Below are 14,283 nucleotides of genomic sequence, written 5' to 3'. Positions count from 1 at the left end.
GCAGTAGCGCTGCAGGACCGCGAAGGTGTTCTCCGCCAGCTCGGCCGTGATGAGCAGGAGCACGTCCGGAGACTCTTCGTCTCCCGGCCCGAGCACCTGCACACGTTCATCACCCGCCACATGCGCCTCCACGCCCTGCGCGGTCAGCCTGTCCTCCGCGAGGACGATCACCCGCATGCGGCGCGACGTTCCAGAACCGCTCACCGAGCGTCCTTTCCAAGGGCCCGAAATCTCCCGCATCGCGCGAACACACTCACCGTTCGAGGTCGGAGCAGTGTGCTCTACCGGCCAGCGAGCGATCGTTTCGGTTCAGCGTCGGGTGAGGGCGGCGATCTCCTTGGTGATCGTGTCGGTGTCCTGGAAGGTGAGGCCCAGGCGGGCGACGTGCTTCCAGCGCACGACTCCGTCTGCGTCGATGAGGAACACCGAGCGCTTCAGGCCCAGGCCGGGCATCTGGATGCCGTAGGCCTCGACGACCTTGCGGTCGATGTCGGAGAGCAGCGGGAAGCGCAGGTCGCGCTTGCGGGCGAACTGCTCGTGGCTGTCCAGGTCTCCGAAGTTGATCCCCCAGACCGTCGTCCCGAGATCGCGGAACCGGTCCAGTTCGGAGGCGTACGAGCAGAGCTGCTTGGTGCACACGAGCGAGTCGTCACCCGGGTAGAAGGCGAGCACCACCGGGGCCCCACGGTGCGCCGACAGGGAGAAGTCACGGCGCTCGACAGCGCCGCCGTCGCCCAGCAGGACGCCACGGAGCGTGAAGTCGGGTGCGGGGGTACCTATCTCGGGCACGGACATGAGGGTTCCTCTCGGAGGGGGGATGGAGGCCCGGCGCGATCCGCGGGCCCGTCGACGAAATCAATGGATGTATAGAACGTTCTTTCTCATTCAAAAGCCAGCCGTAGCCTCTCCTTGTTACCGGGATCACACGGCGGGCGGGCCCTTGAACGACGGCGCGGCGGGCCCGATGAGGGAGCCCGCCGCACTGGTCGGTCACACAGCTCAGCCCAAGCCCGCGGCCCCGGCCACCGTCTGCGTCACCGTGTCGCCACGGCGGTGCGACGGGGAGCCGCAGGAACAGGTGACGGGCCTTCGTGGGGCGTCCCGGACCACTCCGGGGCGCGACACCCGCCGTCGACCGCGAGGAGAGGAGCAGCGGCGCCCCCGTGGACCTCGACCCGCATGGCTCGCCCGAGCTCTCGATGCGCAATACCCGGCCGTGCCGGAACGGAGTCGAGGCGGGCTCTGCCTCATCACGGGGAGGGCGCATGAGACAGAGCCCACCACTGACCGCGATGAAAGCCGAGGGAAGGACGGTTCGGCATCTCAACACGGCTCGTCGGGCACGCCATTGACCGGATGAGCGATCAGATACGACCGGGGCCTTGCCAAGGCGGCGACCTGCAAGATCCTGTCGTACCGGCGCACGAGGCAGCGCGACACCATCTGGCTGACGGTCGGCCCATCACCTGCCCCTGCCTGCTACCGATGATGTCGGCAGAGGCCCCCGAGCTCGGGACCGGCCTTTGTCGAGCCACCGGGCCGGTCCCCCGGGAACGCATGCACGTCACCTGCGCAGCGACGGAACACGCGCAAAGCCTGCAGGCGACCACCTGTGGGAGGCAAAGACGGCCACCTGCATCCCGCCGCTGTCGAGACGCAAAATGGGAGCGCGTCAGACCCGCTGGAGGGAACTGGCCCGATGAGCATGGCAGCCGCCGTCAAAGCCCGGCAAGCCACTTCCGATCATGCTGCCCAAAGGGGCAATTTCGCCATCCAGGGCGCTCACGGACATCCATCGGGCGGCGGCCCCGGTACCGGACCTCGGCAGGGCGATCGCCGAAACACCAGCCCTCGCATCGCCGGCCCGCGGGACAGCCCAGCGACTGAAGCGACCCTGATCCCTGACTTGGGCAGCACGTACGTCCGCACGTACCACCTGCGATGTCTGCACATATCCGAACCTTGAGTCGCTTCGGTCGCTCCGACGACCATGAAAGACCCTCTGACCAGGCGTTCGCCCGGTGGCGAAACAACTGCCCCGTCCACTCCCCATGGCCGTGGAGTGTCACCGACTTGCAGTCACCGCCGCGTCACATTCACCTCTCCGCATCCCTGCATCCGAGGCAATCGATCAACTCGAGCAGACTCCGAGTCACCACCGGATGACCGATTCATCCTTGACCACCCCCGGCACCAGCGACTGAAGCGACCCAGTACCCCAACCTGCCCGGCCATCCGCGGCGCCCACCCTCCAGCCGCTGCTCGACCGGATGTGCGGCCACGGACCGGGTAGCATCCCACCTCGGTTTCCCCAGCTTCCGGCCATCAGGCCAACGTCACGGCCGTCCATCTGCTCCTCGACGGTTCGCCGAACGAGAACGGCATCAGGCAACCGGCCGACACACGTGAGTCGCAGATCACACGCCCCTTGCATGAACCCAAGCCCCTTCACCGCCGGTACTTCGTGTGAGGGAGCGCTCAGCCTGCTGGAAAGGAAAGCATGAAGCGACCACGTCTGCCCAGGCCGACAAGTGACCTCCCGGTGCGGGTCCCGGGGAGTGCCGAACTCGTCAAGCGCGATACCGCGAACGCCCCGGCCGACAGCAATGCCGCTGCTCCCGAAGCCGGGACGGACAAGGCCGTCGACCACACCCGCCGCACGGGTGCCGTCGTCCCCAGGCTGGCCCAATACTCTTCGCTGGGGTCGCGAGGAGGCGTGAGCCGTTCCTCTGCGCGCTCGTTCGACCAGCCGGAGGGCACCACAATCAGCAGCGGCGGCACCGGCTTCAGCATGCACGAGGAGGCGGCCCGCACCTTCGACGGGATGCCGAAGGGGACGCAATCGGACGGAACCCGTTCGGGCGGAGGCGCCCGGCTGACAGGATCGCGTGGCGCCGTCGGGGTCGTCGGTGTGGTAGGGCTCCTGGCGGCGGTCAGCGTCATCGTCACCCTGACGCTGACCGGCGCCCATCACGACGACCGCGCCAACGGGTCTTCCGGCAACGTGAGTTCCTCCGGACACGACCGTGTGGGCATCGACGGACTCGACGCTCTGCCAACCCTCACCAGCGACGCCTCCGCCGACGGGGCGGACAATCACGGTCCGGCCGTGAAAGCGACGAAGAACTCACCCGACGGCAAAGCCGTCGGAGATCCGACCGCCACCGCAACCGCGTCGAGTACCGCGGGATCGAAGGCGCATGCGCAAACACCCTCCTCCGGCGTGCAGTTGGTCAGCCACTCTTCGGGACGCTGCATCGACGTCGTGGGCGGCAAAGCCGCTCGGGGGGCGCGACTCATGATCTCGGCCTGCTCGCGGAACACACCCTCACAGCATTGGGTGTTCGCTGCCGACGGCTCGCTGCGCGCGCTCGGCATGTGCGTTCAGCTCGCGGGCGGCTCGACCGAAGACGGGACAAGCCTGGAACTGGCGTCCTGCAACGGCCGTTCCGAGCAGAAGTTCACACTCAACTCCAGCAACGACCTGGTCAACGGGCTGGCGGACAAGTGCACCGATGTCCGGGACAACGGGACCGCGAACGGCACCCCTCTCCAGTTGTGGTCATGCGCCGGGACGGACAACCAGAAGTGGTCCGCAGCGTGAAGCATCAGGCCGTTCCCCCAAGGCCCCGCTGACCGCTTCGGAGCCCGGATCCCGCACACGCTGAGGAAATTCGGCAGCCGGCCGCGGAGGCACATGCTGCGGCTGGCCGTGTGCTCGGCGCTGGGCGGACCTGGCGCGCCGGAAGGGCGCCGACGGGAGGCAGGCAGGGCACAGGCATCACCGTGAGTCCGTCCGAGGGCGCGGTAGGCCCGGAGACACCTCGACCTCACGGATGCCGGGTCGTCGAGAGAGACCCGATGACGATGCGCGGTTCCTGCAGAGATACGCGTCGATCGTGCAGGAATTCACCGGCACCCGAGCCGCAAGCTGGAAGGCCATCCCCACACATCCCGACCGAAGCGCGGAGGCCGCCCACCATGCGGACGTTCGTTCACACATCCCACCCGGCACGAGTGGTCTTCGGGTCCGGAACCGTCGACCGGCTCGCCAAGGAGGTGCGGCGGCTCGGCGGCAAGCGGGTCCTGCTGGTGTCCGGCCCCGGGCTCGAGGACGCGGCCCTGCGCGTGCGGGACGCGCTCGGTGACCTGGTGGTCGCGGAGTTCGACGGCGCCGCCATGCACACGCCGGTCGAGGTGACGGAAAGGGCGCTCACCGTCCTGCGCGAGGCGGACGCCGACTGTCTGGTGTCGGTCGGCGGCGGCTCCACGACGGGCCTGTCGAAGGCGCTGGCCCTGCGCACCGACCTCCCCCAGGTCGTCGTGCCGACCACCTACGCCGGCTCCGAGGTCACCCCCGTCCTCGGCGAGACCCGCGACGGCCGCAAGACCACCCAGGCCTCGCCCGCGATCCTGCCGGAGACCGTCGTCTACGACGTCGACCTCACGCTCTCGCTGCCCCTGGCCACGTCGGTCACCAGCGGCGTGAACGCCATGGCCCACGCGGTGGAGGCGCTGTACTCCCCCGATGCCGATCCGGCCACCGACCGCCACGCCCTCGACGCGATCTCACGGATCGCCCGGGCGCTGCCGCGCCTGGCCGCGGACCTGGCCGACCACGAGGCCCGAGCCGATCTGCTGCAGGGGGCGTGGCTCGCCGGCACCTGCCTGGCCACCGTCGGCATGGCGCTGCACCACAAGCTGTGTCACACCCTGGGCGGCAGCTTCGACCTGCCGCACGCCGAGACGCACACCGTGATCCTGCCGCACGTGCTGGCGTACAACGCGCCCGCCGCCCCGGACGTGCTGCGCCGCATCGCCGAGGCGCTCGGCGTGCCCGACGCCGCGAGCGGTCTGTACGACCTCGTCGCCTCGCTGGGCGGGCCGACCTCGCTGCGCGAGCTGAGCATGCCCGAGTCCGGCCTTGCCGAGGCGGCCGGGGCGGCTGTCGCGACGCCGTACCCGAATCCGCGCGAGCTCACCGTCGAGGGCGTCGAGCAACTGCTCACCGACGCCTGGAACGGGCGGCGGCCCGCGGGCCCGGCCACCACGGCCACCGTGCTGGCCCAGCTCACCGAGCAGGTCGTGGCAAGCTTCGCGCAGTCACCCGACGCCCGTCTGCGCGACCTGCTCTCCGGCCTCGTGCGGCACCTGCACGCCTTCGTGGCGGAAGAGGACGTCACCGAGGCGGAGTGGGCCTACGCGATCGACCACCTCACCCGGACCGGGCAGCTGAGCAGTCCGACCCGGCAGGAGTTCGTGCTGCTCTCGGACGTGCTGGGCATCTCCAGCGCCGTGGACCTGCTGACCAACTCCCGCACTCCCGAGACCACGCCCTCCGCCGTGCTGGGCCCCTTCTACGTGGAGGGCCCGCCGGAGGCAGAGCACGGAAGCGACATCTCGGACGGCCTTCCCGGAACTCCGCTGTGGGTGGACGTGACCATCGCCGACACGTCGGGCGAGCCGCTCAAGGACGCGGTCGTCGACGTGTGGCAGGCCGACGAGGACGGCTTCTACGACGTCCAGCTCCCCGACCAGGAAGGGCCCGTGCTGCGGGGCCGGCTGCGCACCGACTCCGAGGGCCGGATCACCTTCTGGTCGATCCTCCCCTCCCACTACCCCATCCCGGGCGACGGTCCGGTGGGGCAGATGCTCGACGCGGTCGGCCGCCATCACTACCGCGCCCCGCACGTCCACTTCATGATCAGCGCACCCGGCCATCGGCGGCTGATCACGCAATTGTTCGTGGCGGACGGCTCCCATCTCGACAGTGACACGGTGTTCGGCGTCAAGGACCCGCTCATCGTCCACTTCGCCCCGCAGAGCGGACCCGCGCCCGACGGCCGCGAAGTCGACGGGGAATGGCGCCGGCTGGAGCACACCTTCCACATCGCCCGCATGGTCGACTGACCCGGGTGCGGTGGAGGCGGTCCTACCGCCTCCGCCGCCCCTCGCGGCGCATGGCGGCCGGAGTGGTTCCGAGACGGGTGCGCATCACTCGGGTCAGGTGCTCCTGGTGGGAGAACCCGCATTCGAGCGCCACCTGCCCGATGGGCGCGGACCCGGTGCGCAGCATCCTGGCGGCGCGCTCCAGCCTCAGTCCCAGCAGGTACTGGTGCGGTGAGTGGCCCGTGCTCGCGCGGAACCGGCGGGTGAACTGGCTGGGGCTGAGCGAGGCCGCGGAGGCGAGGTCGGATACGGGCAGGGGTTCGGCGATCCGCTCGTGCATGAGGTCGCGTACGGCTGACAGCTGGCGGTCGGAGAGCCCGGAGTGCGAGGGCGCCGGAGCGGCCGGACGGGAGACGTGACGGCGGACGACCTGCGCGGCGAGCATGCCGGTCAGCTGGTCCGCGTAGGTGCGGGCCGACGGCTCCCAGTGGTGGACGACGGAGTCCAGTTCGCGTATGAGCTGCTCGGCGAGCGGATCGGTGACACCGAGCTCTTCGGCCGGCTCGACCGGTCGCCCCTCGTTGGCCTCGCGCAGCACCTGGTCCGTGAGGTAGGCGTGCACGGTGTCGAGGCCGCCGCCCAGTTCCACGCTCAGCTCTCTGCCGGCAGGCTGAAGGAACAGGCCGCCCGGCGTGATCGTCCGTGACCGGGTCGCATCGCCCTGACCACGTCGTACGGTGACGGATCCGTTGAGATGGAGGACGATCAGGTGGGTCGGGGCGGGGGCGAAGTCCGCCTGGAAGGGGTTCTCCCGCTGGGACGACACGTAGAGATCCGTCAGGCCGAGCCCGGCGCTGCTGGACCGGGTTCGTATCTCGGGCTGTCGCAGGATGCCGAGGGTGTCGGCGAGTCCCAGCTCCGGCACGGCGCTACCTCCTCAGGACACGCGCGCCATCCAGGTGTGATGGGCGCCATAACTGGATCCATCGATCCAGAAACATTCAGGCTACCTCACAGCGCTCCGATCGCCGATCCGTACACATCCCTCAACACCGCGGACCGTCCGCCCGGGCCGCCGAGCCGAAGGAGGATGCGGCTGGACAGGACGGTTCCGCACGGCACGGACCGCTCCGATCGCCCGGAGGCGAAGGAAGGCGTCCTGCGGAGCGGACCTCATGTACGTAACGTCAATGAGGTCCGCTCCTCAGGACGTCATGTCGCGCGGCGGAGCGGGACGACGACGCTCTGACCCAGACGCTTGGGTTCGAGGCGGTAGTACTTGATGTGACCGATCCTCTCGGTCTCCTCCAGCCAGCCGGCCTCGATGACCTGCTTGCGGGTCCGGCTGAAGACGGGCGCCGCCATGCCGACCAGCTTGGCCAGGTTGGCGGCGGTCTCGAGCACGGCGCCGGACCGGTCGGTCGGGTGGAGTGCGTACAGCATCACGACGAGGCGCTGATTGGCGCTCATGCCGGCTGTCTTCTCCAGCAGTCGGAGGTTCTCGCGCTTGTCCGCGTTGCTCATCACTGGGCCTCCCACCGTGCAGGTGCGGTCTCGTCGAATCCGGGGATCTGCGGCGGGTTGCAGGTCCTCACCGCTTCACGCTGCTCGACGCCCGTCCCATGGAACGCGATGTAGGGGCTGATTCGGTAGAAGTTGTAGTTGCCGATCCGCCCGCGGACGATGAGGATGCGGTGTTTGGCCAGCTTCCTGTTGATTTTTCCGACTGCGTCGGTAGACATCCCTACCCGCTTGCCGATGTCCGCTCCGGTGGCCCGGAGCGGCTCCATCCCTTCGGGCGAGACTCCGATCCACCACAGCACGAGGAACTTCTGACTTGGTGTGAACGCCTTCGATTCCGTGATGGCCTCGACGCGCGCCTTGTCGACCTGCGTGTGCCTGCCCGAGAAGGCGTACGGCGCATAGGGGACCGGCTCGCCGGTGTCGGCGTCGACCAGTCTGCGTACTGCTCCCAAGGGGCCCTCCGTGCAAGGGGGGTTGCTGGTTGGTGCATGCGGGACGGCTGTGGAGCCGGTCAGATGAACCTAACGTACATGAGCAGGAAGTCAATCAACCCCGCCTGTCGGCCGTGTCGGATGCCGCGGAGGCCATCGGCAGGCCGCTGGCGCAACGTTCCTTCCCGCACCGACTCATGTACGTGACGTCAACCTGCCACGTTCTCAGGATCGTGGTGCCCAGTTCCTGTGGACGTGGTGGCAGTCCTCTGGAACCGTGTGCCAGTCCCTGAAAACGTGGTGTACGGCTGAGAGAACCGCCAGTACGATCCTGAGAACCGGGCACTCATGTCTGCCGATCGTGGTCTACGGCGGGCAGAACTGCCTCACGGTTCCTGCGACCCGCCTGTCTTCGACGTATGCGCAGGTCAGGTGACCTATGGAGGGCGCACTCTCTTACCTCATACAGGAGGTGCCCGAGTGCGGGTTCATTCAGTGGTGCCGAGCACGTGACCGTTCACCGATCACCGCTTTTCCCTCGCTTCGACCGCTCGGCCTCCCCCGCACCAACCACGTTCACCCCGTCCCGGAGGACCGCGCCGGTGCCGCGCCTGCTCCTCGACCGGTCCTCAGGTACGGGAGTCACGGACAGCCCGCACCCGAGCACGGGCCCGCCGCTTTCCGGCGCGCACGGTGTCCGCCACGAGGTGCGGATGCGCGCCGGAAAGTGGTGGGGCAGCGGGGTCCAGGGGCCGGCGAAGGCCCCTGGTACCACGCGCCGCCACCACCGTCGGACGCCCAGTGCTACGCCGGTTCCCGGGACGGGCCGTACGTGACACCGGGGTGGGGCGCTCTAACCGGTTCCTGCCGACGGGGCTGCACCAGCAGGAGAGTTCTGCGCATCGCGGAGGCGCGAGCACAACGCCTCCGACGCGACCCGCGTCCGGCAGGGTCCTGCCCGCTGTCGGGCAGACCGTCCGCGACCTCGGGCGAGGTCTGCCGTACATGACGCGCCCTCACCAGGCAAGAGCCGCCTGGTCTTTCTGGACCTCCTGGCGCCAACTCCGCCCCTACGTGCCGAGACCTGCCTCAGGGGCCGTCGGACGATTGCCGGGACAGACCGACGTCACGTATCACCTGCACCTATGCGATCTTCCCTCAGAAGTTCACTCGGCCTCGGTGTTGCCTTCACCGTCGCGGGCGGACTCCTCAGCGCTGTGCCCACCGGGGCCTCAGCGTCCTCGCACGATCCCGAACAACGGGTCATCGTGCAGTTGGCGGCTGCTTCGGCGGCGGCCTCCCGTGGCCGGCTCACCACTTCCGACACGGCCGCGATCGGCGAACGGCGCCAAGAGATCGGCGTCGAGCAGAAGCAGTTCCTGCGGACGGCCACGGACGCCGGCGTGCATCCCCACATCGTCCGGCACCTCGAACTCCTCACGGACGCCGTCGTCATGAGCGTTCCGGCGAGTGAGGTGCAGCGTCTGTCCGACCTGCCCGGGGTCGCCTCGGTCGTGCCGGACACGGTGGTGCACACGCAGAGCGGCGACAGTGTCCCGCTCGTCGGCGCACCCGAGGCGTGGAAGCAGAAGACATCGAGCGGCGCGGCGGACGGCACCGGCGTCACCATCGCCGTGATCGACTCCGGCATCGACTACACGCACCCCGACCTTGGCGGCGGCTTCGGACCTGGTCACAAGGTCGTCGCGGGCCACGACTTCGTCAACAACGACGACGACCCCATGGACGACAACGGCCACGGCACCCACGTCGCAGGCATCGCCGCGGCACGCGCCGCCGAGCCGGGCGGCATCACCGGTGTCGCGCCCGGCGCCACCCTGACCGCCTACAAGGTCGTCGACGACAGCGGCTCGGGGTTCACCTCCGACATCATCGCCGGAATCGAGGCCGCTACCGATCCCGCCAACCCGCACCGCGCCGACGTGATCAACATGAGCCTCGGGGCGGCGGGCGACGGGACGGACCCGCTGGGCCAGGCGGCGGCTGCCGCCGTCCGTGCAGGCGTCGTCGTCGTGGCCGCGGCGGGCAACGACGGTCCGAACGGCTGGACGGTCAACAGCCCGGCCAGTGCGGACGGGGTCATCGGCGTCGGCGCGTCGACCACCGATCTGTCGATGCCGAGCCTCTACACCAGCGGCACCAAGCCACAGTTGCTCCAGTCCTATCGCGGCGCCCTTTCGGCCAATCCCCCGAAGAAGCCGGTCACCGCCGACGTGGTGGACCTCGGCGCGGGTGGCCCGGACGACTGGCAGCGCGCGGGCGACGTACACGGCAAGATGGCTCTCGTCTCAGTCCATGTTCCCTCCACTACAGCAGAATTGACGGCTAATCAGCTTTTGCTGAGCCGGGAGGCGGAGAAGCGTGGCGCGATCGCGCTGATCGGCGGCCCCGGTGGAGGCGACGCCGCTCCGCAGGCCGTCCCGTCCGAGCCGGGCGTGGCACCCGTCTCGCCCAGCGCTGCCTCGGCATTGGAGTCGGGTGACTCCCTGCGGATGGACTCGCTGGTGACGCTCGGCACGGACGAGTTCCAGTACGTCACCCTGCGACAGTGGTTGGCCACGGGGCCGTTGAGGCTGACGCTGCACGGCACGGACGCCACCGACCAGATCGCCTCGTTCTCCTCACGTGGTCCCACGCCCCGCTTCGGCCTGAAGCCCGACATCGTGGCACCGGGCGTGGAGATCCGGTCCACCGTCCCCACCGCGCTGTGGAAGCCGGGCCAGTACAGGATGTCCGGTACGTCGATGGCGGCACCGCACGTGGCGGGCGCGGCCGCGCTCCTGCGGCAGCTCCACCCTCGGCAGTCCCCCGAACAGATCGAGTCCGAACTCGTCGGAACCGCCCGTCATCTGGACGACCTGCCGGTGACGACGCAGGGCTCGGGCCGCCTTGACGTCGCGGCCGCCGCTCGCAGTGAGCTGACCACCTCGCCCGCGACCCTCTCCTTCGGCCTGGCGGACCTGTCGAAGACCACGGTGAGTGCCACCAGGACGGTGACACTCACCAACACCGCGGACCGCAGCCTCAGGGCGTCGCTCACCGCCACCGGGTCCGCGCGGGTCAGCCCGGCCCGTGTCGCCCTCCCGGCGCACGGGACAAGCAAGGTCACGGTGACGCTGACGACGGCCCGGCCCTCCGCGGACACCGAACTGGACGGAGCCGTCGTGGTGAAGCCGGAGCGCGGCCCCCAGGTCTCCGTGCCGTACCTCCTGCCGGTCCTTCATCTGGACACTCAGGCCTCCCCCGATCCGAGCGACGGGCACACCGTCGTGTACGTCGACAGCCCGACGGACCTGAAGGCGCCGCCGACGGTGACGGTCATCTCACCGCGCGGGACGTCTCACACCTACACCGCGGCCTTCGACCACGACCACTGGTACAGCCGCGCGCTGCACGTGTCCGACGCGGGTGTCTATCACGTCGACACGCGGGCGACGACGGCCGGCGGACAGGTCCTGGTCGGGTCCGACTTGTTCGAGGTCACCGCGCCCGTGTCGGGCGTCGGACGCTGGCGGCCCGTGGGCCCCAGCAGCGAGTCGGGGACGCTGACCCAGATCCCCGGCCGGCCCGGTCAGGCGGTGCTGGTGCAGGTCGGCAAGGCCGCCGTGTGGTTCACCGCCGACAACGGCAGGACCTGGAGAGAGCGGGGCCGGCTGCCGATCGCCTCCGTCGACGGCCACGGCAAGGTGATCGTCGACGCCCACGACCCGAACCGCTGGTGGTACGCCGTCGACGACTCGATCCTGAACCGGACGTGGATCCTGCGGACGGACGACCAAGGACTGAGCTGGCGACTGCTGGACACCACCACCGGCCTGCTCCAGGCGTTCGTGGCGGATGCCACGACGCGGACACTGGTCGCGGTGTCCGAACACGGCTGGCAGGTCAGCACGGACGGCGGCGCCTCGTGGCAGGAGTCGTCCACCGACATCGACGGCCTCGTGTCGTCCGCCGCGGTTGACGGTGACGACCTGTACGTGTCCACCGCCGGCGCTGTGTGGGTCCGCTCCGGTATGACCTCGGGCCTCCTCGGTCCCCTGCGCAAGCTCTATGAGGGCACGCTGATATGGAACGTCGTCGCCGACGCGGGCACCGTCGCCGCGTACGTCGCCGACCAGGGAGTGGTGGTCTCCTCCGACCGGGGAGCCACATGGAACCTGACCCTGAAACTTCCTTACACGGGCAATAGCGTCAACGCCGATCACGGTGACCTTCTCATCAGCGCGGGCAGTGACAACGCCGCCTACATCAGCCACGACCACGGCAGGACCTGGACGGACTTCCCGCTCCCCACACGCAAGACCGTGCTGGACGACTACGACCGCTGGCCCGACGGTTCCGTCACCGTCTCGTCCGAGGGCGACGGCCTCTACCGCAGTACGGCGGACGGTAGCGGCTCCCACCGCATCGGGGTCCAGGGAGCGTCCGTCAACGCCCTGGCGGTGAGCGGAGGCAATCTGCTGGCCGCGACCAAGATGGGCATCTTCCACACCGAGTTGCCGGTGTCGTCCCCCGAGTGGGGTCCTTCCGACGCATCGGGCGCCTACGACAACGTCGTCACGCAGGTGACCGCAGGCGGGAAGGATTCCAAGGCCGCCTGGAAGGTGGTCAATTCCTCCGTCACAGGCGAGTTCCACGTCGAGCGGAGCGACGACGGCGGCCGCACCTGGCAGGAGCGGGGGACCTACTCCGGCACCCCGATGTCCCTGCTGGCCGACCCCGCGGACGCCGACCGGGTGTATGTCTCCTTCTCCCGGTCCGACAAGTCCGGCCTCTACACCACCGACGACGGTGGCGCGTCGTGGCGCGTGCTCTACCAGAGCCGCGGCTACAGCGCCCTGGCAGCCGACCCGACGAGGTCCGGCCGTCTGTGGCTGGGCGGTTCCGACGGACTGTTCCGCTCCGACGACGGCGGCGCCACGGTCACCAAGGTGGCCGACGGCCTGGTCTCGGCGATCGAACTCGACGGCAGCCGCCTGCTCGTCGGCGGCAACGGCATCAGGCTCAGCACCGACGCGGGCCGCACCTTCCGTACCGCCGACACCGGCGGGCTTCCCACCCGTGTCATGGATCTCCAGCGGGTGGGACGGACGCTGTACGCCGCCTCCGGCCGCTACTCCTCCAGCGGGCTGCTGAAGAACGGCCGGGGCGTGCTGCGCAGCACGGACGGCGGAGCCACCTGGGACAACATCTCGGGTGGGCTGGAGTGCACCGACGTCACCAGCCTCGCCGCCGATCCGGACGGCAGGACGTTGTACATCGGGACCGTGAACGGCGGGGTGCACCGTCTGGACCTGCGGCACTAGAGCGCGGCGCGGACCGGGCGACGAGACACGGAGGTCGTGTCTCTCCAGACCGCCGAGCAGGGGCCCGACCCGGCCGACAGCCGGGTCGGGCCCCTGCTCGTCCACGATAGTCCCCGGTCGGACCGGCCGCGTCGCTGCCTGTCCAGGCAGAGTCAAATGCCCTCATTTACATATGCATTGACATGCTTATACGGCGCTTATAGATCTGTGAGTCATCTGGGGCGATCGGTTCTCACTCCGTCTTCTACGTCCCAGGCACCCCTAATCTCCCGGCACTTGTGCAAAAACGTAAAGGACAAACGTGTCCATATCTCGCCGCAGCGCGCGTCGCTCCGCACGCATCGTGGGTGTCGCCTCCGCTTCCGCCGCGCTGACTCTCGGCCTGGCCAGCAACGCCCTCGCGTGCAACATCAGCGAGTTCTCCGCCGTAGCCACGTGCGACGACTTCAAGGGGGTCATCGTCGTCACCGACAAGGACCCCTCGGCCACCCCGGCCACGGTCACCGTCTACCTCCAGGACAACGGCACCGACGTCAAGCAGGTCGGCGAACAGTCCGTCCGGGGCTCCGCCGAGGGCACCAAGGTGACCTTCACCGAGGACTGGAAGCCGAACGCGACGTACCGCATCCACGTCAAGACCGACAACGGCGCGGTCGACGAGGACATCAAGGACAACCTGACCGCCCCGTCCACGGCCTGCAAGACCCCGGACAAGCCCACACCCACTCCGCCGCCCTCCACGCCCGAGGGCACCCCGACCCCCTCCCCCACCCCGTCGCCCTCCCAGAGCACGAGCGCCGCCCCCACGGCGATGCCGAGCAGCGCACCGTCCCCGGGCGGTGGCTCGCACCTGGCCGAGACCGGCGCCGACTCCAACACCGGCGTGATCGCCGGCGCCGCGGCGGCCCTGGTCGTGGTCGGCGGCGGCGCCCTGTACCTCGGCGCCCGCCGACGCGGGACGAACTCCGCCCACTGATCATCTGCGGCCCCGCAGCCGGGGGGGGGGGGGGGGCCCCCCCGGGACCACCCCCCCCAAGGTTGATAAGGGGCCAACCCCACCGGGACCACGACGGCGAGGCCCCCCGGCCGGGGGGGGGGGGGTAAGGGGGAAG

Annotated in this window: 8 protein-coding genes; 4 read left to right on the top strand and 4 right to left on the bottom strand. The window is 69.5% G+C overall.

All coding sequences use genetic code 11. The features are described from left to right. Nucleotides 1-309: 309 nt before the first annotated feature. Nucleotides 310-795 (bottom strand): peroxiredoxin family protein, encoded by a 486-nt coding sequence (locus ABT085_RS33470; protein WP_351616550.1) that lies wholly within the window; start codon nt 793-795, stop codon nt 310-312. A 1,921-nt stretch (nt 796-2,716) separates the two neighbouring features. Here ABT085_RS33470 and ABT085_RS33465 point away from each other — a divergent pair. Together ABT085_RS33465 and ABT085_RS33460 are read left to right on the top strand one after the other, a co-directional pair. Beyond that, nucleotides 2,717-3,604, top strand: a complete 888-nt coding sequence (locus tag ABT085_RS33465) for a ricin-type beta-trefoil lectin domain protein (RefSeq protein ID WP_351616547.1) — start codon at nt 2,717-2,719, stop codon at nt 3,602-3,604. 377 nt (nt 3,605-3,981) lie between these two features. Continuing rightward, nucleotides 3,982-5,910 (top strand): maleylacetate reductase and hydroxyquinol 1,2-dioxygenase domain-containing protein, encoded by a 1,929-nt coding sequence (locus ABT085_RS33460; protein WP_351616544.1) that lies wholly within the window; start codon nt 3,982-3,984, stop codon nt 5,908-5,910. A gap of 22 nt (nt 5,911-5,932) precedes the next feature. Here ABT085_RS33460 and ABT085_RS33455 read toward each other — a convergent pair whose 3' ends face one another. The 3 genes from ABT085_RS33455 to ABT085_RS33445 all read right to left on the bottom strand — a co-directional run bounded on the left by ABT085_RS33455 (nt 5,933) and on the right by ABT085_RS33445 (nt 7,865). Beyond that, the gene (locus tag ABT085_RS33455) at nt 5,933-6,814 is read right to left on the bottom strand and encodes a helix-turn-helix domain-containing protein (protein ID WP_351616541.1); all 882 of its coding nucleotides are present in this window, start codon (nt 6,812-6,814) and stop codon (nt 5,933-5,935) included. A gap of 287 nt (nt 6,815-7,101) precedes the next feature. Further along, complete coding sequence (locus ABT085_RS33450; RefSeq protein ID WP_351616538.1) at nt 7,102-7,413, bottom strand: replication initiation protein, RepL2; 312 nt, start codon at nt 7,411-7,413, stop codon at nt 7,102-7,104. Continuing rightward, nucleotides 7,413-7,865 carry a MarR family transcriptional regulator gene (locus ABT085_RS33445; RefSeq protein ID WP_351616530.1) on the bottom strand — a complete coding sequence of 151 codons (453 nt, stop codon included), beginning with the start codon at nt 7,863-7,865 and terminating at the stop codon, nt 7,413-7,415. Before ABT085_RS33445 ends, ABT085_RS33450 begins: the two co-directional genes overlap by 1 nt. A gap of 1,253 nt (nt 7,866-9,118) precedes the next feature. On the opposite strand from ABT085_RS33445, the gene ABT085_RS33440 reads away from it, so the two are divergent. Next, nucleotides 9,119-13,171: a S8 family serine peptidase gene (locus tag ABT085_RS33440; protein WP_351616527.1), complete on the top strand. Its 4,053-nt coding sequence runs from the start codon at nt 9,119-9,121 to the stop codon at nt 13,169-13,171. Between the two features lie 301 nt (nt 13,172-13,472). Then, nucleotides 13,473-14,147: an LAETG motif-containing sortase-dependent surface protein gene (locus ABT085_RS33435; RefSeq protein WP_351616522.1), complete on the top strand. Its 675-nt coding sequence runs from the start codon at nt 13,473-13,475 to the stop codon at nt 14,145-14,147. The last annotated feature ends 136 nt before the right edge of the window (nt 14,148-14,283 follow it).

Source organism: Streptomyces sp. NPDC002265, assembly GCF_040296125.1.
Classification (GTDB): Bacteria; Actinomycetota; Actinomycetes; order Streptomycetales; family Streptomycetaceae; genus Streptomyces.
This window is presented reverse-complemented; position numbering and strand designations above follow the sequence as displayed.

What these genes read in the sequence shown, in the direction of transcription:
- ABT085_RS33470 (WP_351616550.1), bottom strand. Translation starts at nt 795, where the DNA reads ATGTCCGTGCCCGAGATAGGTACCCCCGCACCCGACTTCACGCTCCGT.
- ABT085_RS33460 (WP_351616544.1), top strand. Translation starts at nt 3,982, where the DNA reads ATGCGGACGTTCGTTCACACATCCCACCCGGCACGAGTGGTCTTCGGG.
- ABT085_RS33450 (WP_351616538.1), bottom strand. Translation starts at nt 7,413, where the DNA reads ATGAGCAACGCGGACAAGCGCGAGAACCTCCGACTGCTGGAGAAGACA.